18 protein-coding genes and 1 pseudogene are annotated in these 20,215 nt (G+C 34.0%); 9 read left to right on the plus strand and 10 right to left on the minus strand.

Annotated elements, in window-relative coordinates:
- Nucleotides 1-146 precede the first annotated feature (146 nt).
- Together VJJ03_RS05530 and VJJ03_RS05535 are read left to right on the plus strand one after the other, a co-directional pair.
- Nucleotides 147-1,097: a hypothetical protein gene (locus tag VJJ03_RS05530; RefSeq protein WP_323974337.1), complete on the plus strand. Its 951-nt coding sequence runs from the start codon at nt 147-149 to the stop codon at nt 1,095-1,097.
- An 18-nt stretch (nt 1,098-1,115) separates the two neighbouring features.
- Nucleotides 1,116-2,708: an OmpP1/FadL family transporter gene (locus tag VJJ03_RS05535; protein ID WP_009745560.1), complete on the plus strand. Its 1,593-nt coding sequence runs from the start codon at nt 1,116-1,118 to the stop codon at nt 2,706-2,708.
- An 81-nt stretch (nt 2,709-2,789) separates the two neighbouring features.
- On the opposite strand, the gene VJJ03_RS05540 is transcribed toward VJJ03_RS05535, so the two are convergent.
- Both VJJ03_RS05540 and VJJ03_RS05545 read right to left on the minus strand, forming a co-directional pair.
- A complete protein-coding gene (locus VJJ03_RS05540) occupies nt 2,790-3,962 on the minus strand; it encodes a sigma-54-dependent transcriptional regulator (RefSeq protein WP_009745561.1) in 1,173 nt (390 codons plus the stop codon).
- A 15-nt stretch (nt 3,963-3,977) separates the two neighbouring features.
- Nucleotides 3,978-4,469 (minus strand): hypothetical protein, encoded by a 492-nt coding sequence (locus VJJ03_RS05545; RefSeq protein WP_009745562.1) that lies wholly within the window; start codon nt 4,467-4,469, stop codon nt 3,978-3,980.
- 290 nt (nt 4,470-4,759) lie between these two features.
- Here VJJ03_RS05545 and VJJ03_RS05550 point away from each other — a divergent pair, with 290 nt between their 5' ends.
- Nucleotides 4,760-5,209 carry a DUF6790 family protein gene (locus VJJ03_RS05550; RefSeq protein ID WP_009745563.1) on the plus strand — a complete coding sequence of 150 codons (450 nt, stop codon included), beginning with the start codon at nt 4,760-4,762 and terminating at the stop codon, nt 5,207-5,209.
- Nucleotides 5,210-5,330: 121 nt separating this feature from the next.
- Here the strand turns inward: VJJ03_RS05550 and VJJ03_RS05555 are convergent, their stop codons facing one another.
- The 4 genes from VJJ03_RS05555 to VJJ03_RS05570 all read right to left on the minus strand — a co-directional run bounded on the left by VJJ03_RS05555 (nt 5,331) and on the right by VJJ03_RS05570 (nt 8,497).
- Nucleotides 5,331-5,801, minus strand: coding sequence for a hypothetical protein (locus VJJ03_RS05555; protein WP_009745564.1), 471 nt, complete (start codon nt 5,799-5,801; stop codon nt 5,331-5,333).
- 16 nt (nt 5,802-5,817) lie between these two features.
- Complete coding sequence (locus tag VJJ03_RS05560; protein ID WP_009745565.1) at nt 5,818-6,474, minus strand: PASTA domain-containing protein; 657 nt, start codon at nt 6,472-6,474, stop codon at nt 5,818-5,820.
- Nucleotides 6,475-6,512: 38 nt separating this feature from the next.
- Entirely contained in the window at nt 6,513-7,070 is a 558-nt protein-coding gene (locus VJJ03_RS05565; RefSeq protein ID WP_323974342.1) for a TlpA family protein disulfide reductase, read from the minus strand.
- A gap of 65 nt (nt 7,071-7,135) precedes the next feature.
- Nucleotides 7,136-8,497 carry an exonuclease domain-containing protein gene (locus VJJ03_RS05570; protein ID WP_009745567.1) on the minus strand — a complete coding sequence of 454 codons (1,362 nt, stop codon included), beginning with the start codon at nt 8,495-8,497 and terminating at the stop codon, nt 7,136-7,138.
- A 183-nt stretch (nt 8,498-8,680) separates the two neighbouring features.
- Here VJJ03_RS05570 and VJJ03_RS05575 point away from each other — a divergent pair, with 183 nt between their 5' ends.
- The 3 genes from VJJ03_RS05575 (at nt 8,681) to VJJ03_RS05585 (ending at nt 11,434) form a co-directional block, all read left to right on the plus strand.
- Nucleotides 8,681-9,790: an adenylate kinase gene (locus VJJ03_RS05575; protein ID WP_323974344.1), complete on the plus strand. Its 1,110-nt coding sequence runs from the start codon at nt 8,681-8,683 to the stop codon at nt 9,788-9,790.
- A gap of 437 nt (nt 9,791-10,227) precedes the next feature.
- A complete protein-coding gene (locus tag VJJ03_RS05580) occupies nt 10,228-10,482 on the plus strand; it encodes a hypothetical protein (RefSeq protein ID WP_117601759.1) in 255 nt (84 codons plus the stop codon).
- A 154-nt stretch (nt 10,483-10,636) separates the two neighbouring features.
- A complete protein-coding gene (locus VJJ03_RS05585) occupies nt 10,637-11,434 on the plus strand; it encodes a PepSY domain-containing protein (RefSeq protein WP_009745573.1) in 798 nt (265 codons plus the stop codon).
- Nucleotides 11,435-12,159: 725 nt separating this feature from the next.
- Here VJJ03_RS05585 and VJJ03_RS11495 read toward each other — a convergent pair.
- The 4 genes and pseudogenes from VJJ03_RS11495 to VJJ03_RS05605 form a co-directional block, all read right to left on the minus strand.
- Nucleotides 12,160-12,261: pseudogene (locus VJJ03_RS11495) on the minus strand (penicillin-binding protein); the annotation flags it as partial.
- 169 nt (nt 12,262-12,430) lie between these two features.
- Nucleotides 12,431-14,284, minus strand: a complete 1,854-nt coding sequence (locus VJJ03_RS05595) for a DNA topoisomerase IV subunit B (protein WP_323974347.1) — start codon at nt 14,282-14,284, stop codon at nt 12,431-12,433.
- Nucleotides 14,285-14,326: 42 nt separating this feature from the next.
- Nucleotides 14,327-15,037 carry a hypothetical protein gene (locus VJJ03_RS05600; protein ID WP_323974349.1) on the minus strand — a complete coding sequence of 237 codons (711 nt, stop codon included), beginning with the start codon at nt 15,035-15,037 and terminating at the stop codon, nt 14,327-14,329.
- 9 nt (nt 15,038-15,046) lie between these two features.
- Nucleotides 15,047-15,754, minus strand: a complete 708-nt coding sequence (locus VJJ03_RS05605; protein WP_323974351.1) for a porin family protein — start codon at nt 15,752-15,754, stop codon at nt 15,047-15,049.
- A 108-nt stretch (nt 15,755-15,862) separates the two neighbouring features.
- Here VJJ03_RS05605 and VJJ03_RS05610 point away from each other — a divergent pair, with 108 nt between their 5' ends.
- The 3 genes from VJJ03_RS05610 to VJJ03_RS05620 all read left to right on the plus strand — a co-directional run bounded on the left by VJJ03_RS05610 (nt 15,863) and on the right by VJJ03_RS05620 (nt 20,159).
- On the plus strand, nt 15,863-16,771 hold the full coding sequence (locus VJJ03_RS05610; protein WP_416377845.1) for a dimethylarginine dimethylaminohydrolase family protein: 909 nt from the start codon (nt 15,863-15,865) through the stop codon (nt 16,769-16,771).
- A 26-nt stretch (nt 16,772-16,797) separates the two neighbouring features.
- Nucleotides 16,798-18,843, plus strand: coding sequence for an HDIG domain-containing metalloprotein (locus VJJ03_RS05615; RefSeq protein ID WP_323974353.1), 2,046 nt, complete (start codon nt 16,798-16,800; stop codon nt 18,841-18,843).
- 83 nt (nt 18,844-18,926) lie between these two features.
- Nucleotides 18,927-20,159 carry a metallophosphoesterase gene (locus VJJ03_RS05620; protein WP_009745581.1) on the plus strand — a complete coding sequence of 411 codons (1,233 nt, stop codon included), beginning with the start codon at nt 18,927-18,929 and terminating at the stop codon, nt 20,157-20,159.
- Nucleotides 20,160-20,215 lie beyond the last annotated feature (56 nt).

Consider the following 20,215-nt stretch of genomic DNA (forward strand, 5'->3'; position numbering starts at 1 on the left):
GCAAAAGTACAAAATATTTTGAAAACAGACTTATCATACTCTTTATTTTTTAGAAAAAGTAAAATATTTATTCTCTAAGAAAATTTGACACTTGTGAGGATAAGTATGAAGTGTGTTAAGAATCAATAACTTAAAAGGATACAAAAATGAAAAAAACAGCAATTATTCGTTATGTCACGGGAGTTTTTTTAACTCTTGTAGGATTTACTTCTTGTGGTATCTATTCAGGAATGGTATATGATGATGGTATTTATGGGGATGAAACTCCTCGTCCTAAATATGAACCCAGAGAAGGAAGTTATCAGCAACCAGAAAGCTATCGTGAGCACCTTAATCAAAAGATAGCTGGCTATAGGGATTTTGAGCGACAAGCGCAACGTCCAGCTCCCTCTTATACACCCTTGACAAATGTGGATGGTTATCGTACTCCTGCTGAACAAAGAGCCCCTTCTTACAATACTTATGGAGGATGGGGAGACAATGCACGTCCTTCTACAATAAATGTGTATAATGGTTATGGAGGATGGGATTATCCTTACTACTGGGGAGCTGGTGCTTGGGGAGGGTACTATTCTTCCTATTATTATCCACGCAGTGGGTGGAGTTGGGGATTCTCTTTAGGATCTTATGATCCTTATTGGAGTTGGCGTTACTATGATAGTTATTACTATCCTTATTATGGATATGGTTACTATTATCCTTACTATGGTTACTATTATCCCTATTATGGATATGGTTACTATTCACCATATTACTATTATTCACCATATTATTATGATAGCCAGAATAATTATTATTATTATGGAGGAAGGAAATATTCCCCTACCTATGGGCGAAGGGGGGATGATAGGCGCTATGAAAACTATAATTACGAACGAAATTCCTCTCACTCTTATGGTAATTATAATAATTCTTATGATAATTCTTCTCGTTCTTATCATGAGAATAATACCCGCTCTTATGATTCAAGGAGTTATAATAACTATAATAATGATAATAGTTCCCGTTCTTATCATGAGAGTAGTAACTATGGGGGAGGAAATAGTAATGGAGGAGGGAATAGTGGAGGTTTCCAAGGCTCAAGAAAGAATTTTTAATTATTAATTTAGAAAGAAATGAAAAAAAATATACTAATAATAATATACTGTTTATTAGGTGGCTTTGCCTCTGCTCAAAACCTTACAGATGGTTTACGTTATTCTATGGAAGAACTTAATGGGACAGCTCGTTTTAAAGCAATGAGTGGTGCTTTCTCTTCTTTAGGGGGTGATCTATCTGCTATTTCACTGAATCCAGCAGGAAGTACTATTTTTGCAGATAGTGAAATTGCTTTAACTGCAGGGAGCCATAGCACACAGAATAAAAGCACTTATTTTGGAACAGGGAAAACGGTCAATTCTTCTGATTTTTCTCTTGATCAATTTGGAATAGTTCTACCAATTTCCCTACTAAGTGATGGTTGGAAGAAAATGTCCTTTGGGTTTAACTATCAACGAACTCATAATTTTAATCCTCAGGATTTGATATACAATGGACAAACAACAGGTAAGAATTTAGGTGATTATTTCCAATATTATGCTGAAGGTATAGAACAACAAAACTTAATGTTACAGGAGTATAATTCTGAAAAAAAACCTTCACAAAGATGGCGATTGGATGATCTCTATAGTTCTTATGGACGTGCACAAAGATTTAGCCCTTATAGATTACGTAATGCTCTTTTGGGTTATACAGTAGGATTAGTGAAACCTTTAAGTGGTAATACTAGTATTAATCCTTCTATGACAGATGATCAAGCTAATGCAGTATTGAATGAGACTACTTATGAGAAAAACATCTCTCCTAATGCTACAACCATTCAAAATATTGAACACTATACAGAGGGGGGGGTGAACAAATATAGTTTTAATTTTGGAGCATGCTATGATTTTTTCTCTTTTGGAATTAATCTTAATACTCATAGTGTGGATTATAGGTCTCTTACTCGTCATAGGGAGACATATTTAAATAATACAAAATCTACGATTACCTCTGCTTATTTTCAAAATGATGTAAAAACAACAGGAAACGGCTTCTCTCTGCAATTAGGAGCTATAGCTGAAGTTGCAAAAGGAGTACGATTGGGACTTACTTATATATCTCCTACTTGGTATAATTTGCAGGATGAAATAGCACAATCATTGAGTGCTAATAATGGTGATTACTATGCTAATCCTAATGTGGTAGCTGTTTATGATAGATATCACTTCCGTACACCAAGTTCTTGGATCGTGGGAGCCAGTTGGGTATGGAATAAACAGCTTATTCTTAGTGGTGATTACATTTATAAAGGATATGGTAAGATATATTACAGTACAGATAACTTAAAATCTGAGAATAGTATTATAGAGCAAACCTTAGGAGACACTTCTGCTTTGCGTTTTGGAGCTGAATATCGTTTCATAATTCACGATAAGGTTAATTTATTCTTGAGGACAGGTTATCGCTATGAGCAGAGCCCTTATAAAACAAACTTGAAGCCTATAGGGGATCTTAATGGATTTTCTACAGGAGCAGGAATAGCTTTCAGAGGTATGCGTTTTGATCTTTCTTATGATATGGCAGAGCAAACTCGGTACCCACAAATCTATGAAAGTGTTTTGACAGATACTCCAAAAACAAATAGTACTTTTCAAACATTACTTCTTTCAGTTACTTTTAAATTATAAAGATTATTGATTTTAGTTTGTTTTCATAATGAAGAGAGGTTGCTTGAAAAGGGCAACCTCTCTTTAATTTTATAATATTCTTTATTCTTTTCCACCAAAGGCTTTTACATCTTTTACAGTTACATCTCCTTCAGAGAGGATTAGTAAACGTTCTACAACATTTCTTAGTTCTCGGATATTTCCTGTCCATTCGTATTGTTCAAGTTGTTCTATGGCTTTAGGTTGGAACTTTTTATGGATTCCTTGTTCTTTGTTTATCTTATCTGTAAAGTAATTAACAAGTAAAGGAATATCATCTTTTCGTTCATTTAACGAAGGAACTTCTAAGAGAATTACTGCTAAACGATGATATAAATCTTCTCGAAAACGGCCTTCAGCTATTTCTCGCTTCAAATCTTTATTAGTAGCAGCAATTACTCGTACATCTACTGATATATCTTTTTCACTTCCTACTTTGGTAATCTTTTTTTCTTGTAAGGCACGCAATACTTTTGCTTGTGCCGAAAGACTCATATCACCTATTTCATCCAAGAAAATAGTTCCTTTATCTGCAGCTTCAAATTTTCCTATACGGTCTTTCACAGCAGAGGTAAAAGAGCCCTTAATATGCCCGAAAAGCTCACTCTCTATTAGCTCAGAGGGAATTGCGGCACAGTTAACCTCGATCATAGGGGATTGTGCACGTTCACTTCCTTGATGCAAAGCACGGGCGACTAACTCTTTTCCAGATCCATTAGGTCCGGTAATAAGTACTCGGACATCAGTAGGGGCTACCTTATCAATCATGGCTTTTATCTTCTGGATAGGCTCACTTTCTCCTATCATCTGATCTTCAGTAGGATTTTTCTTAATATTTTTTGAGTTTCCTTTGGGCTTCTCTTCTTCTGAAGGAACTGTCAAAGCATTACGGATGGTGGTTAAAAGGCGATTCAGATCAGGAGGTTTAGCGATATAATCAAAAGCTCCCATTTTCATAGCCTGTACTGCTGTCTCCAGATCACCATGTCCGGAAATCATTACTATACGAAGGTTAGGATAGAGCCCTTTAGCCTCTAAAAGGACTTCTAAACCATCTTTCTTAGGCATTTTTATATCACAGAGAACCAAGTCATATAGTTCCTTACGGATTTTGTCTATAGCTTCTTGTCCATTGGTAGCCTCTTCTATTTGGTAGCTTTTGTCCTCTTCACTAAGAATGTTATTGAGTACACGTCGTATAGAAGCCTCATCTTCTACTAATAGTATCTTAGGCATGGGATAGTTTTTACTTTATTTTACATCAATGACCAAAGGAAGTATATATTCAGTAGCTACATTTACTTGGTTTTTCTTAGCAGGAATTATAGGAGCTAACTTTTCAGTTTCATTCTTTAATAAACTTTCTAAGGAGGGAAGGAGCTCTTTTGTTTTATCAGACATTTCAACTTCTTTTACGCTGATAATTCCTTCATTACTAATGAGTAAAGTTACTTTTACAGTGTCGGTAAGCGCATCTCCAATAGCTAACTTTTGACTGTTGAGCATCTCTTGATAGTGTTTAGAGAGATTATCTGTAAAGCATTTGAGTTTTTCATCTTTGGTGGTGATACTTTCACATTCCTTGAAAGAAGGATATTCATCAAGTTCCTTTCCCAAGGCAGTAAAACGTTCTTGAGCTAATTTCTTTTCTTGCTCCTCTTTGGTTACAGAAGGTTCTGTAGCATTGTTTTCTTGACAAGCATAGAGGGCAATACAAAGCATAGAAAGTAATATTTTTTTCATACAACTATTTTAATTTAGGGTGTAAAAGTACAATTTTTTTGGCAAAAAAAGTAGCTGTTCAGAGAAATTATATGACTTTAATTATTTATGGGCTTTTTATATAATATGTAACTAACTGTATTTTAATAAATAATAATTGAAAAAGAATAAGCAATAGATATGAAATTAACAATAATTTAATGTTCGTAACTTCTTTATTTTTAGTAATTAAATTTGTAACTTTGCTTAATTTATTTTGATAAAGAAGGGATAAGTTTTCCTATCTGAATTAGTAGTATAAATTAATAAATATGATATATCTTATTGTTTATTTCATTTGTTGGATAATAGCTTTTATTCTTTATAGTTTTGTGGGAGGAGCTAGTTTTCTTTTTTGGTCTTTGTATTCACATCTGGTTATTGGAGTTGGATTTTTTGGAATCTTTAACTTTATTGGTCATACTATATTAAGTGAAAAAGTGGCTAGGACAATAGGCTGGGTTTCTAATGGATTCCAAAAAGAATTAGGATTTGTATCCTTAGGAATTGGCATTTGTGGTATTTTATGTCATTGGGTACGTGATTGTTTTTGGATAGCGACAGCCATTCCTTTTTGTGTATTTCTGATAGGTGCAGGTATTCTACATATTATTGAAATAAAGCAAAAGAATAATTTCAATAAAGGAAATGTTTGGATAATATTACCTGATTTTCTAATGCCAATAACTTTAATCATATTATTTATATCTTTGAAAATATGAATAATTGAGTAAACAATATTCATTGATTAAGAAATTGACTCTTGGAATGGAATAAGAATGGATTAATGTAAAATAAAATTAAACTTCAAAGTTTAGTTTCTAATAAGGTAAGGCTTCTTTCTTATTCTAATTCTCTAAGAAAATCATTTTGCTCCTTTGGATTGAGGTTCAAATCTCTTATAACTTTTTCTTTAGTAGGAGAAAAAGTATAGAAAAAACAAAGTAATACTAAACCTAATAGCCAAGAAATAGCTGTGTGTAAAAGAAAAGCAATAGCAAGGTTAAAGAGAATGGTGCCTTCTATAATGGCATAACGTTGGATGGAATATTTTTGAAAGTCAATGAGCTTTTTATTCAAAGATATTTCTGTAGAAATATTATTTAAGTTTTTCTTATAAAGCCAATTACTAAAAAAAGGAGCAATAATTGAAAGTAATATACCCACAGGAAGTAAAGCACTTTCAGAGGAAAAAGAATAGCTCCAAACTTCTTTTGGAGTAATAAAATAGATAACTGATCCAAAGAACATTATGGAAAATAGCATACCAAAATAAATGGCTTTAGTAGTTTTAAATAAAAGTTTTATATTCATGATTTTTTTCTATTTATTAAAAATCAATTCCTCCGTTATCCTTAGATTTATCGTTATCTGTATCATTATCTTCGGAAATGGGAGCATCAGGATTAGCAGGGTTAAACCCATTTCCACATTCTAAATCCACTACTGATTTTTTAGTAAGCATATCTCCAGGTTTTACTTCCTTTCCCTTATAGAACATTCTTAATACCATATCCTTACCTATATTATTGACATAGGTTACTTTACCTACTGATAAGCCGACTGCTTTTAAGGTAGCATCAGCACTACGATAAGTGATTTGAATTACACGAGGTACAGTAACTTTGGGATAATTAGAAGGGTTAAGAGTTAGGTATATTTTTCGGTTTTTCTTTACCTTTTCATTAGCTTCTGGGCTTTGGCTAATGACGGCATATTTAGGAATTTTGGGATCATAAGTAGCAGAATCAGTTACCTCATAGCGTAGATGACTTTCTTCTAACAGTTTTTGCGCTTCACTCAAGGGCTTTGAGGAGAGATCAGGAACTACAACAAATTGTCCATGCCTTGTCCAGCTATTCAGAGAAAGCAGTATTATATAAACAATTACAGTAATTAGCACAATAGCTAAAAAAATTTGTAATCCCCAGAAACGGAAATCTCTGTTTTTTAAGATCTTTGATATGATGGATTGTATTTTCTTCATGATAAATAATATTTAATAAATATTTCTTTTAGAAAAAGTTATAAGGATGAACTTATTAAATTATTCAATAGCTTTCGTACTTTGTTACTATTCCACCGAGTATTTCCAAACCCCTGAGCTACTACTTTATCTTCTTTATTTATAATATATCCAGAGGGAATCTTCTCAGGATCAAAAGGCATTTTAACTTCTTGAATAAGATAAGTTACTTTAAAAGTGAATTTTCTATCTTGTTGTTTCTGTTCTACAGGCTGGGGAAGTTCATTGGTGATGATGTAGAAATCTATTTTGTTGTGATAATCATCATAAAGCTTCTGAATACCTGTAAGATCAGCAATACTCATAGCTCTCCATGAAGAGAAAAAATAAACAAACTTTACTCTTCCTTTGGATTGAGTAAAAGAAAACTGCCTGTTGTTTTTATCTTTAAGAATCCAATCTGGGTCAATACTATATTGTTTCTCTTGAGGGAGAATTTCCACTTGAGAGGAAAAAATCCTTTGAAGGAGTATCTGTGATTCATAACCTAAATTGGTCACAAAAAATGAGAGAACAAAAGCAAAGAGTAATAGGTTAAGGATAGTACGTTTTTTCATTAAAAAATATAGTAATCTTTTTCGGGGCAAAGGTACATAAAAAAAATGGGATTCAGTTCAAGATGTTAATCTTTTATAGGAATCTGTTTTGCTAAAGGGTGTTTTCTAAGGTGATATTCTAATAAATGTGCCATTTCAGAATTATGCTCCATAGGAGTAAGATACTTTTGGAGAATATTCTTTGACAGATGATAGTTCAGTTCAATGAAGCCATATCCTTTGATATAACCATTTTCCACAAAGATAATACTTTTCTCCTGTACAGTACGTCCTTTGTCCATAATGACAAAGGTTCTATTTTTAAGTGTATAATGTTCAAGCGCTTTATAAACTCTTTGATTATATTCATCAAAGGGTTCATCACCCATGCAAGCTCCCTTACATTGACCGATAGAGTGGTTATAACAATAAGTATGTGCTTTAGAAAATCCATTGAGTTTAGTACAGAGTTGGTAACGTTCGGTAAGTTCAAAAAGTAGATTGAGACCTTCTTCTTTGCTTTCAAAAATGGCTAAATTCTCTTGAGAAGTATTTACAAATTCTATGGAAAGTTGTATGTATCCTTTTTCATTAGTATGAGCTACTAAAACAAAGGGAAAGGATTTTTTCTTTTTCTTTCTATTAAGGAAAGGTTTCTTTTGAAGTTCCTGTGCTTCCTTGAGAGTGGCAATGAGAGTAGTTCCTGTGAGTTCATACATGATCTCTCCTACATGTTTCTGTATATAAAGATCTCTTTTATTTTCAGAAGTAAAATGTTCATTGACACGCTTATAGATATTCTTGCTTTTGGATAGAAAAATGAGCTTTCCTTTTTTGTCATAAATATAATATATTCCTAACTGGTTAGGAAGTGTATCCAAAATGGATAGTAAGTGAGTGTTTAATGAGGGATGTAAATTTTGTTTAACAAACTCAGTCAAAGCGGTTTTTTGAGTATCTTTAGTCAGTAGTAGCTTAAAAAGGTGTACTGTAGCCATGGCGTCTCCATTTGCTCTGTGCCTGCCCAACAGGGGAATACCTAATGATCGAGTGAGTTTTCCCAGACTATAAGAAGATTCCTGGGGTAGCAATCGCTGAGACATCTCTACTGTACAGATAGTATTGCGATGAAAATCAAAACCTAATCTTCGAAACTCCAAGCGCAATATTCGGTAATCAAAAGCGGCATTATGAGCTACGATAATACATCCATCTGTAATTTCTATAATGCGCTTAGCTACCTCGTAGAACTTAGGTGCATTGCGAACCATTTTGTTAGAGATACCAGTAAGATGAGCTACAAAATCATCTATTTTCTTCTCAGGGTTGATAAGAGAAATAAAACGATCAGTTACCTCATTGCCATCAAAACGATAGATAGCAATTTCAGTAATAGATTCCTCATTAAGCTTTCCTCCAGTGGTTTCTATATCTAAAATAGCGTACAATTTTTTCTTTATTTATTGGGCAAAGGTAGGAATTTTAGTATTTTTTGCAAAAGAAAAAACGTTTTATTTTCTTGAGTTTTCTAAATACTTAAAAATAAAGTATTTTTATAATTAAAAAAAGATAAAAAAAAGTATTATTATGTGACAGAAAAATCTTACCTTTGTAGCTTTAAAAAAATATTTATGCTAATTAAGATACTTGATAAAGAGTTCCGCCCTTATATCTCTAGTGAAAAAATAGCACAAGAAGTAGAAAGGCTTGCCAGAGAAGTAGAAGAGCAAATGCATGGGAAAACACCCCTTTTCATCTCTATACTTAATGGTTCATTCATGTTTGCATCTGATTTTATTCGTGCTTACAAAGGAAATTGTGAGGTGTCTTTTGTACGCTTTTCCTCTTATGAAGGTTTGCAAAGTACACATAAGGTTAAGCAACTCTTTGGGCTTCCTTTTGATATAGTAGGCAGAGATGTAGTTGTGATAGAAGATATTGTGGATACAGGTAATACTCTGGAGGAAATCTATAACTTCTTTGCAGATAAAAAGGTAGCTTCCTTACGTATAGTAACTTTGTTTTTCAAACCAGAAGCTTATACAAAGAATTTAACAGTACATCATATAGGATTTTCTATTCCTAATCGTTTTATTGTGGGCTATGGATTGGATTATGATGAATTGGGGAGAAATCTCCCTGAAATATATCAACTAAATATAGAAAATATGAAAAATTTGGTTTTGTTTGGGAAACCAGGAGCAGGGAAAGGAACACAAGCAGCTTTTCTAAAAGAGAAATATGGATTGGTGCATATTTCCACAGGGGACTTGTTCCGAAAGCATTTGAAAAATGATACTGATTTGGGAATATTAGCTCAATCTTATATGGATAAGGGACAACTTGTTCCCGATGAGGTAACGATCCAAATGCTCCAAGAGGAAATAGAAAAGAACCCCAATGCAGCAGGCTTTATCTTTGACGGATTCCCTCGTACCATAGCCCAAGCCGAAGCGCTAGATGCATTCTTGGCTTCTAAGCAAATGAATATCAGTGCAACTTTAGCCCTTGATGCTGACGATGAAGAGCTAATCAAAAGACTTGTAGAACGAGGCAAAGTAAGTGGCCGCTCTGATGACCAAGACGAAGGCAAAATTCGCAACCGCTTTGTAGAATACAACCAAAAAACCGCTCCTCTCATTAACTTTTACAAAAAGCAAGGCAAATATCACTCTATCAATGGTATAGGTTCTATTGAGGAAATCACACAGCGTCTCTCTAAAGTGATAGATGTGTTGTAAAGAACACCTATATAAAATACAAATCTCTAACCTCGATGGTTAGAGATTTTTTATTGTACAGTGGTATAATTTTTTGTATATTTGTCCCCATAGATAAGTTATTCCCTCCCAAGGCACTAATGAAAGCGATCGCCAAAAGGAATGCTATTAGATGGATCTTGGAAATAGCTACACTTACCAAAGATTGGATTTGTGTGGATAGTGAAAAGAGTATTTTTGTTTCTGAAGAAATAAAAAATGAATGGGAGAAAATGAATTTAAACTCTCTTACTTTTTCACTAGTAAGGTAATATATCAGATATGTTGTTATAAAAATAAAGCACTAACAATTAGCATAATATAAAAGCACTAAAGCCTAATTGATAGGAATCGAGCTACAAGGAATATGCCAGTGTAGTGAGTGGATTTTTAGAAATAACTATAAAAATTTTAAAACGATGAAACTATATAAAATTATATTTTTATTTTGGATTTACAATATTTTTGCGATATTTCAGTTCTCTTGGATGGCTGGAAGTTGGTTTGATACGGAAGATCTAATGCAACGAATGGATTATGAAATATACAAACCACCTCTGTGGCAATATCAGGTGTATTATATATTGTTTGGGGTGTATGTAGTGATTTGTTCTTTGTTATTATACCTTTGGCAAAAGAAGATAAGAGATGCTGAAAGAGCTATAATTGTTTAGGTGTTGCATATTATATGGGTATTATTTTTTATATTAGGCTGGATAATTGCTATTTGAAAAATATATCTTTGTTGGTAATGTGTTAAATATACTGTTAAAAAATAAGACATGAGCCGCAAGTTTGCATCAGTGGAGAATTAGATAAAAAAATAATATGAACAAAAGATGTATCTTATTAGTGATCTTTATAGTAGCTATAGGTAAAGCGCAAGTCATCAAAGGCTATGATTATTGTCATGATAATCATACAGAAAAAGTTAATATAGTAGATTTGAAAACCTACCAAGCATTATTGGATATTTGCTATAATTACCCCGAAGATGAGGAGTGTAAACGAGAATTAGAAAAATATTATGATAAACTTAAAGGTGCTTTTTCATTTAAAATAGAATTTGAAAAGAAGAATAACATAGATATTTCTCTTTTTTCCAAAAATGCAGGTGCTAGAATGACTATAGTTTTTGGAGGAGGAAATTCTTCTTTTGGAAATGAGCCTTTAAAAACAGTAAAGATATATGACAGAAAAGGTAGGCTCATAGAAAAAACTTTCTATGTAAGTGATTGTGAGGTAGGTCCTACACGTACTTTTAACCGCAAAGGAAAGCTTATAGAAACTAAATATTATGATGACTACTATTTTATAGGTATAGAACAAGTAAGAAATATTATTCTTAATGCTCTTGGGGTAGATATCTTTGAACCTTACCAAGGAAGATTTGTAAGATGTTTCTTTAGCCGAATGAAGATAGAAGGAAAATACGTTTATTCATTAGAATTTATTAGTCGTGGAGAAGAAGGTTCCGCACGTAAGTATTATATAGATGCTTATGATGGGAAATTTCTTTTTAAAGACATCCGTTATTCTACAAAAAAGGAATATTATGATTCATTTGAATTTCCAAAAGAGAGAATATTTATTCCTATTAGAGATAGTATTGATATTGATAAGTAGAACCTGTTGTGCATTTCAAATAATATAGGCTTTTAGATTGAGAGTTTCTCTATATAATATAAACTTATTCATGTGTTGTATCAATGTTAAAGATGTTATCTTTCTGTATATCATTGTTTTAAATCCTTCAAAATGATTTTGCATAATTGAAAATTAAAAATATGAAAAATCTCAATATAAATATAAGATGTAATATTTATATAGTTCTCCTACTATTTTTATGTTATAATAGTGTATTGGCTACGACAGCTTTTGTTGCGATGCCTGGTACAGGAGGGTTTAGTATTTCTACTCCACATTATATAATTGCTTTTTTTAGAACAATTCCATATTCATTGGCACAATCTCTGTTTTTTGAAGACAGAATAGATATTCCTTTTCTATTCAAGACCTATTTTTATATTTCTATATTGTTATATATCCTTATTCCTTATTTTTTGTATAAGGAAAAGAAAGGGAAACCCTATTTTTATCATTATGATATAGAAGATAAAACCTATTTTATATTAATAGATGTAATAATACTTCTTTTATATGCTCCTTTGTTAATTATAGGGTGTATGATGTTTTCTTTTTTTTCTTTATTCAATATCATTCCCTTATTTTTATTTGTTTTAGGGGTAAGAATATACCAATATAGAAAGAAATTAAACTTTATAGTAAAGTTCAATTTCTTTCAAAAGCATAGAAGATAATATTTTGGGAGGTACTTTTAGAAATCAATAGGACAATCCTACAGCTTTAAGAATGACATTAGCATTGCGATAGGTGATTTGGATTACACGAGGGACGGTAACTTTAGGGTAATTGGAAGGATTGAGAGTTAGGTTTTTCTATTTTTTTTACTTTTTCATTAGGTTCTGGACTTTGACTGAATTTTCAAAGGAAAGAATATTTATTCCTATTAGAGATAGTATTAATATTGATAAATAGAATAAAAACTACAAAAAATGAATCCCCACAAATATATAAGCTACTTGTGGGGATTTGCTTTAGCTATACTTCGTATTTGAGGTTATTAATGATAAAGTCTTGTCGTTCGGGAGTATTGTTGCCCATATAGAAGTCCAATAATTTCTCTATATGCATGGTTTTATCCATCATTACAGGGTCAAGGCGCATATCCTGACCGATAAAGTGCTTGAACTCATCGGGGGAGATCTCTCCCAACCCTTTGAATCGTGTAATTTCAGGATTTTTTAGTTTTTCTATAGCAGCAATACGTTCTTCATCGGTATAGCAATAAATAGTTTCCTTACTATTGCGTACACGGAATAGGGGCGTTTGTAGGATATATACATGCCCCTCCTTGATCAGTTCAGGGAAGAACTGTAGGAAAAAGGTGATCAGCAGCAGGCGAATGTGCATCCCATCTACATCGGCATCGGTGGCAAGGACAATATTGTTATATCGCAGGTTCTCTATGGAGTCTTCTATGTCTAAGGCGGCTTGTAGGAGGTTGAACTCTTCATTCTCATAGACAATCTTTTTGGTCTTCCCAAAGGAGTTCAGCGGCTTTCCTCGTAGAGAGAATACCGCTTGGGTATTGGCATCGCGGGAGGTAGTGATAGACCCTGAAGCGGAGTTTCCTTCGGTGATAAAGAGGGTACTTTCAAGGGCTTGTTCGTGCTTACTATCAGTCAGGTGAATACGGCAGTCTCGTAGCTTTTTGTTGTGTAGGCTCACTTTCTTGGTTCGGTCGCGCGCGAGTTTACGAATATCTGATAGTTCCTTGCGTTCGCGCTCTGCTTGTAGGATTTTTTTCTGTATCTCTTCGGCAATCTCTGGTTGCTTATGTAGATAGTCGTCTAAGTGTTTTTGTACGAAATTGGTAATATAAGTACGTACAGAGGGCATGCCTTCTCCCATCTCAGTAGAACCCAATTTGGTCTTGGTTTGACTCTCAAAAACAGGCTCCATCACCTTGATAGAGATAGCTCCAATAATAGACTTACGAATATCAGAGGCTTCATAAGGTTTGTTGTAATAGTTACGCAAGGTAGCCACAATGGCTTCGCGATAAGCATTCAGGTGGGTACCTCCTTGGGTGGTATTCTGCCCATTGACAAACGAATAATATTGTTCGCTGTACTGGCTTTTGCTATGGGTGAGGGCAATCTCTATATCCTCCCCACTGAGGTGGATAATAGGATAGGCAAAATCTTCTTCATTGTTGTCTTCTTTGAGCAGGTCTTCCAAACCATTCTCAGAGAAGAATTTTTCTCCATTGTATACAATAGTAAGTCCAGGATTGAGATAGGTATAGTTCTTAAGCATCCTTACTACATACTCAGAACGGAATTTGTAGTTCTTAAAGATGGTTCCGTCGGGGACAAACGTTACTAAGGTACCTCTTTTTTCATTAGAGGCTTCCAAGGGAGATTCTTCTTGTAATACCCCCAAGGAGAATGTGGCGCTTTTTTGCTGTCCGTCACGTACGGAAGCTACATAGAAATAGGAGGAAAGTGCATTGACAGCCTTGGTACCTACTCCATTAAGTCCCACAGACTTTTTGAAAGCACGGGAGTCATATTTCCCTCCTGTATTCATTTTGGAGACCACATCTACCACTTTTCCCAAGGGAATCCCACGTCCGAAATCACGTACAGTAACCTTGTTGTCCTCTATACGTACTTCTATCAGCTTACCAGCCCCCATGACAAACTCATCTATGGAGTTATCAATCACCTCCTTCAGTAGGATATAGATCCCGTCATCAGCTGAGGAGCCATCACCAAGCTTACCTATATACATACCAGGACGCATACGTACATGTTCCTGCCACTCAAGGGTTTGTATATTATCTTCTCCGTATTCCATATTGGGTTTGTTAAAATCTATGGGTTCCATTTGTGTTTTCTATAGTTGTTAAGGGTTTGATTCGTTTTTATATTATAACTGTCCTATTTTCAGTAGTTCAAAGCTCTTGGTATGTAAGTTTGCTACAAAATCATAATCAATAAAAGACACCCTATTCCTTATATCTTTGAAGGAAGTATAAGCTATTTTCTGTTCAAATTCTCGTTTTCTTTCTGCTGCACTAAGGATATAGAACTTAGTGTAGAAATCTTGTAACTCGTTGAATTTGAGTAGAGAATTTTGTATATCAGTAGTATGCTCTACTTCAAAGAAAGCGTGAGGGAATTTCCGCTCATTGAACCATATGACATCAATGGTTTTGGCTCTTTTGATCACTTCAGGATAGGTGAAATCTAATATCTGATCTAAGGAAGAGACATTACCTAATTTTCTATCAAGGAATAGTTTATTCTTATCCTGCGGCGGGATATATGTGTGGTATCCCTTGAGATTCCCAATTTCAACCAATAATCCTTGGAAATAGGAATGGGAAAAATCTTGTTCTTTCTTAGTGGATACTTCTAATTCAAATTTCTCTAAAAGCTGCTCTTTGTGACTTTTCAGTGCCCATAGTCCTGCTTTTATTTTGAAAAAGAAGCGTTCGTCCTGAACAATTCGCCTTATGGTAGCAAAAGGCGTTTTGGTTTTCCATTCGGACGTATCTACATGATGATAAAGAAAACCAAGGGTAGCCCATCCTCCGTTTTCTTCCATAATCTTGATAACTTCTTCATGTTGTTTCATGCTATAGTGTTAATTATTCTTCTTATACCCTAATTTGTACCCTACTCCTACTGAGACGAGAGTGAGAGAAAAGCTTGTACTATCACTAAAATCTACACCACGAACTTTGTGACCTGTAATAGGGGTGAGATTACAAGATACACGCATATCGGCGGTGATCACCACTCGCTTGATGTCCCAGAGCACACCGCATCCTACTTGCCCTGTAAGAACGAGTCGGTTAAAATGTGGGGTTACATTCTCATCAGGGGCATTAAACCAACCATTAGTATAGGAGGCATAGGTTAAGAATTTGAGAGAAAAACCTGCTTGTAGGTACCCCCTGAACATACGCTTGCCTTCCCATTGTAGCAGACAAGGAGCATCTATATATTGGAGGGAAAAATGTCTTTTTTCTTCATAGAGGCTTTCTCTATAATAAGGCCCTCTATCCTTATCGGGAATATCGAAGCCACTGAGATGAGTTCCCTCATTCTTATATAGAAGTTCAGTATGTAATACCCAATGCTTTTCTTTGAGAGGAATCCGAGCAAAGACGCCTGAATTGAAAACGCCCCAATTCCCATAGGTGTTGAATTTTTTCCCATCCTCATTATATAAGGGAGAAATAAAAGAAGCATAGACTAATGGATTATTGAGCCGTATCCCAACTGTAATTTGTGCCATACCCACTGTGGAAGTGAGCAATAGCAACAGCAAAAAGATATGTTTTTTCATAGCAGGAGAATTTATTGTTTAGGTAGGCAAAGATATGATTTTTTCTTTTTTTAGCCAAATAAAATAATTTCATATATTTTTGTATCTTTGCAAAAAAATTGCCCCATAATGAAAATACAGATTAAGAATGAAACCAATCGCTTACGTTCAGTTATCTTAGGGACTGCACAAAGTAATGGAGCTACTCCTACACCAGAAGAAGCTTATGATCCTAAGTCATTGGAACACATACTTAATGGTACTTATCCGATAGAGAAAGATATGATTCTTGAGATGGAAGCTTTTGCTGAGATACTCAGAAAATATGAAATACATGTTTACCGACCTGAGATTATAGAAGATTGTAACCAGATTTTTGCTCGTGATATTGGATTTGTTATTGATGACAAGTTTATTAAAGCAAATATTCTTCCTGAGAGAGAGAATGAATTTCAAGCTATTGAATATATAGTAAATCAAATACCTTCTTCTCAACGTATTATGCCTCCTCCTGAGGTACATATTGAGGGAGGGGATGTGATGCCGTATAATGAATATATATTTGTAGGTACTTATAAAGGGGAGGATTATCAGAATTATAAAACAGCACGTACCAATATGGCAGGAGTAAATTTCCTCAAAGAGCTATTTCCTAATAAAATAGTGAAAGAATTCGACCTGGTTAAGTCTAACAATCCTCATGATAATGCACTTCACTTAGATTGTTGTTTTCAGCCTGTAGGTGTTGATAAAGGAATTATTTACAAAGGAGGATTTCGCAGTGAGGAAGATTATCAATACTTAGTAGATCTTTTTGGCAAGGAAAATCTTTTTCATATAGAACGTGAGGAAATGTATCAGATGTTTAGTAATATTTTTTCTATTGCTCCTGATATAGTGGTTTCTGAACGAAATTTTATCCGGCTTAATCAGTGGCTTAGAGCTAAAGGCTTTACTGTAGAAGAAATCCCGTATGCTGAAATCTCTAAACAGGAAGGGCTCTTACGATGCTCCACTTTACCATTGCTCAGGGACTAATACTATCTTTAGATAAATCTTTTATTATGAAAATAAAGCATTTTTGGTATAAATTATATACAAAGCAAGGTCTCCTTTACAAATTCTTTCTTGCAGTAGTACTTGTGGTAGCTATTATTTTTCTCTTACCCAAAGGAAGTAAATTCTCTTATGAATTTCAGGCTGGGAAACCATGGTTACATCCTTCTTTGTATGCTCCTTTTGATTTTACCTTAAAAAAAACAAATGAACAGATTGCTAAAGAAAGACAGTTCACAGAAAGCCAATCGCCCACTTATTTCTTTAAGGATACTACAGTTTTGGCCTCTGTTAAGAAAAATTATTATCAAAAGGCTTTGTCTTACTTTGCTTCCATAGCACCTTCACAACAGGAAAGACTCTTACATAAAGGAGAAGAATTTCTAAAGAAGGTCTACCGTAATGGTGTTTTTTATTCTTCTCAGGAACTTTCTGATAAAGAAATTTTCTTGGTAGAAGGTAATGAAGTCTCTACCTTTACTCCGAATGACTTTTTCTTTCTTAACCAAACAAAGGAGGCTATTTATTCTTATTTTAAGGAAAAGCCTTTTGTAGAATATATGGACACTTATTATGCTATTCTTTCTGAAGTTATGTTACCTAATATTTTTGTTAACGAACATTTTACTCAGAAAACATTAGAGGAAAATCTTAAAAAGATTATTCATTCTTATGGAGTAGTTAAAAAGGGTCAACTTATTATTGAAAAAGGTCAGTTAGTATCAGCCGAAAAACTTGCAATACTTACTTCTTTGCAAAAAGAATATGCGCTGAATAGTTCTGAAAATATAACAACCCTTTCTTTCTTAGGCTATGTGCTTATTGTGACAATGCTTATTAGTATGATTCTACTTTATTTGTATCACTTCAAAGGAGAAATGTTTGCTAATAATAATATTGTAACTCTGATTTTTGTTACTATATTACTTTTTGTTGCAGGTGTTTCTTGGATCACTAAGGCAAATGCGGATTATATTTATGCCCTACCAATATGCATTTTTCCTATAGTAATGAAAGCCTTTTTTGACCTACGTCTGGGAATGTTTCTTTATATCATCACACTTATATTAATAGGGTTTATTGTTCCTAATAGTTTTCAATTTATCTATACTAATGTCATAGTAGCAGGAGTGCTTTTACTTGATACTAAAGGTGGAATGCATTATCGTATTAATCTTTTTATGGTTATTACATACATTGTTGCCGCATATATTGTAACATATCTTTGCCAATTGATGATATCTACGGGAAATCTCCATAATATCCATTATCCTACAATTGGTCTTTTTATTCTTAATGGGTTTCTTACACTTTTTGTACAACCTCTTACCTATTTGTATGAGAAAGTGTTTGGATTGGTTTCTAATGTTTCTCTCTTAGAGCTCTCTGATACTCACAATAGACTGCTTAGAGAGCTTTCTGAAAAAGCACCTGGTTCTTTTCAGCATTCTTTACAAGTGTCTAACTTGGCTGAAGCAAGCGCCTTAGCTATTGGCGCTAACGCGATGCTTGTGCGTGTAGGTGCTCTCTATCATGATATTGGTAAGATGAAGAATCCACTCTATTTTACTGAGAATCAAAAAACTTCTGTAAATCCACATGATGAGCTTACTCCTGTTGAAAGTGCCAGGATTATTAAAAGCCATGTAATTGATGGTATTGAGATGGCAAGAGCTAATAATATCCCAGACCGTATTATTGATTTTATTCGAACTCACCATGGCAATAGTCTTATTTATTATTTTTATAAAAAACAACTGGATTCAGGAGAACCTCTTAATGAAGATGATTTCCGCTATTCAGGTCCCATTCCTTTTTCTAAGGAAACAGCAATCCTTATGATGTCTGATTCTGTAGAAGCTGCTTCTAAAAGTCTTGTTAATCCTACTATTGACGCAATTGATACTTTAGTAGAGAATATTGTTAAAAGGCAAATAGAAGAAAGGCAATTCCTTAATGCTGATATTACTTTTAAGGATATTGAGAAAATTAAAAAAGTTCTTAAAGAAAAACTTTTTAATATTTATCACTTGCGTATTGCTTATCCAAAATAATTTTTTTGTTAAAATATCTTTATTATTGAGCGTATTTGTGCCTTTTTGTTGTACATTTGCGCTCAATTTAGTAGAATTAAGAAATGCATCATTTTATTAATTATCTTTGTATCTTCTACGTACTTATGGTGCTTTTGAGTGCTTTTTGTGTACGTAAAGCAGTAAAATACAAGGTCTTTACTTACCTATATTACGTGGCATCTGCTTTTTTCTTTTTTTATTTCCTTTATTTTTGGAATGAATCTTTTGCAGGTGTTTGGGATGTTCATCGTCAATTTTCCTTTGGACTTTTTCTCTCTTGGCTTTTGTTTGTTACGCTTATAAGTTTGTTTTTTCTTGGGGAGACTCTCATCCGCTTACTCTGTGCTCCTTTCCGTATGAAAAAGGAAGAAGTAATTCCCTCTCGTAGACGTTTTGTCAGCCTTATAGGGATGGGGATTGCTGCTATTCCTTTTGCAGGTATGATTTACGGAATGTTCTGGGGAAAATATAATTTTAGAGTTATAAAGCATACCCTTTATTTTGATGATCTTCCTGATGCCTTTGATGGTTATCGGGTGGTACACATCTCCGATATTCATTCAGGGAGTTTTGACAATGCAGAAAAAGTACAATATGGCATTGATATGATTAATGCCCAAAAGGGAGATGTGATCTTCTTCACGGGGGATTTGGTCAATAATAAGGCAGAAGAAATGATTCCCTGGATATCATATTTCAAACAAATACATGCTAAAGACGGCGTGTACTCTGTGCTTGGGAACCATGACTATGGTGATTATGTACAATGGGATTCACCACAAGATAAAGCAAAAAATTTAGAAAACCTCAAGCAAATGCATGATCAGCTTGGTTTTTGTTTGCTCAATAATGAGTCAGTGTTTCTCTCCCGTGGAAGACAGCGTATTGCTGTAGTGGGAGTAGAAAATTGGGGTGAAGGATTTATTAAAAAAGGGGACTTAGATCAAGCATTGCTTACAGTGGATAGGTCTGATTTTAAGATTCTTCTCTCTCATGATCCCACTCATTGGCAATATAAGGTGATAGATGACCCTAATTTCATTCACTTAACCCTAAGTGGTCATACTCATGGCATGCAGTTTGGTATAGAAATTCCAGGAGTAATCAAGTGGAGTCCTGCCAGTTGGCGATATAAATATTGGGGTGGTGTTTATAAGGAAAAAGGAAAATATATTAATGTAAATCGTGGGTTTGGTTACTTGGCTTTTCCTGGACGTGTGGGTATGCCGCCTGAAATCACTGTTATCGAACTAAAAAAGAAAGATAAAAATGAGCTTTCCTTTGAGGAGAAATAGAAAAAAATTTTATGTTGTTTAGAAAAAGTATCATAATTTTTCAACTGAAAATCTGA

Origin of the sequence: Capnocytophaga sp. G2 (assembly GCF_035282625.1) — a bacterium.
In the GTDB taxonomy this organism is placed as follows: Bacteria; Bacteroidota; Bacteroidia; order Flavobacteriales; family Flavobacteriaceae; genus Capnocytophaga.

What these genes read in the sequence shown, in the direction of transcription:
- VJJ03_RS05530 (WP_323974337.1), top strand. Translation starts at nt 147, where the DNA reads ATGAAAAAAACAGCAATTATTCGTTATGTCACGGGAGTTTTTTTAACT.
- VJJ03_RS05535 (WP_009745560.1), top strand. Translation starts at nt 1,116, where the DNA reads ATGAAAAAAAATATACTAATAATAATATACTGTTTATTAGGTGGCTTT.
- VJJ03_RS05540 (WP_009745561.1), bottom strand. Translation starts at nt 3,962, where the DNA reads ATGCCTAAGATACTATTAGTAGAAGATGAGGCTTCTATACGACGTGTA.
- VJJ03_RS05545 (WP_009745562.1), bottom strand. Translation starts at nt 4,469, where the DNA reads ATGAAAAAAATATTACTTTCTATGCTTTGTATTGCCCTCTATGCTTGT.
- VJJ03_RS05550 (WP_009745563.1), top strand. Translation starts at nt 4,760, where the DNA reads ATGATATATCTTATTGTTTATTTCATTTGTTGGATAATAGCTTTTATT.
- VJJ03_RS05555 (WP_009745564.1), bottom strand. Translation starts at nt 5,801, where the DNA reads ATGAATATAAAACTTTTATTTAAAACTACTAAAGCCATTTATTTTGGT.
- VJJ03_RS05560 (WP_009745565.1), bottom strand. Translation starts at nt 6,474, where the DNA reads ATGAAGAAAATACAATCCATCATATCAAAGATCTTAAAAAACAGAGAT.
- VJJ03_RS05565 (WP_323974342.1), bottom strand. Translation starts at nt 7,070, where the DNA reads ATGAAAAAACGTACTATCCTTAACCTATTACTCTTTGCTTTTGTTCTC.
- VJJ03_RS05575 (WP_323974344.1), top strand. Translation starts at nt 8,681, where the DNA reads ATGCTAATTAAGATACTTGATAAAGAGTTCCGCCCTTATATCTCTAGT.
- VJJ03_RS05580 (WP_117601759.1), top strand. Translation starts at nt 10,228, where the DNA reads ATGAAACTATATAAAATTATATTTTTATTTTGGATTTACAATATTTTT.
- VJJ03_RS05585 (WP_009745573.1), top strand. Translation starts at nt 10,637, where the DNA reads ATGAACAAAAGATGTATCTTATTAGTGATCTTTATAGTAGCTATAGGT.
- VJJ03_RS05595 (WP_323974347.1), bottom strand. Translation starts at nt 14,284, where the DNA reads ATGGAACCCATAGATTTTAACAAACCCAATATGGAATACGGAGAAGAT.
- VJJ03_RS05600 (WP_323974349.1), bottom strand. Translation starts at nt 15,037, where the DNA reads ATGAAACAACATGAAGAAGTTATCAAGATTATGGAAGAAAACGGAGGA.
- VJJ03_RS05605 (WP_323974351.1), bottom strand. Translation starts at nt 15,754, where the DNA reads ATGAAAAAACATATCTTTTTGCTGTTGCTATTGCTCACTTCCACAGTG.
- VJJ03_RS05610 (WP_416377845.1), top strand. Translation starts at nt 15,863, where the DNA reads ATGAAAATACAGATTAAGAATGAAACCAATCGCTTACGTTCAGTTATC.
- VJJ03_RS05615 (WP_323974353.1), top strand. Translation starts at nt 16,798, where the DNA reads ATGAAAATAAAGCATTTTTGGTATAAATTATATACAAAGCAAGGTCTC.
- VJJ03_RS05620 (WP_009745581.1), top strand. Translation starts at nt 18,927, where the DNA reads ATGCATCATTTTATTAATTATCTTTGTATCTTCTACGTACTTATGGTG.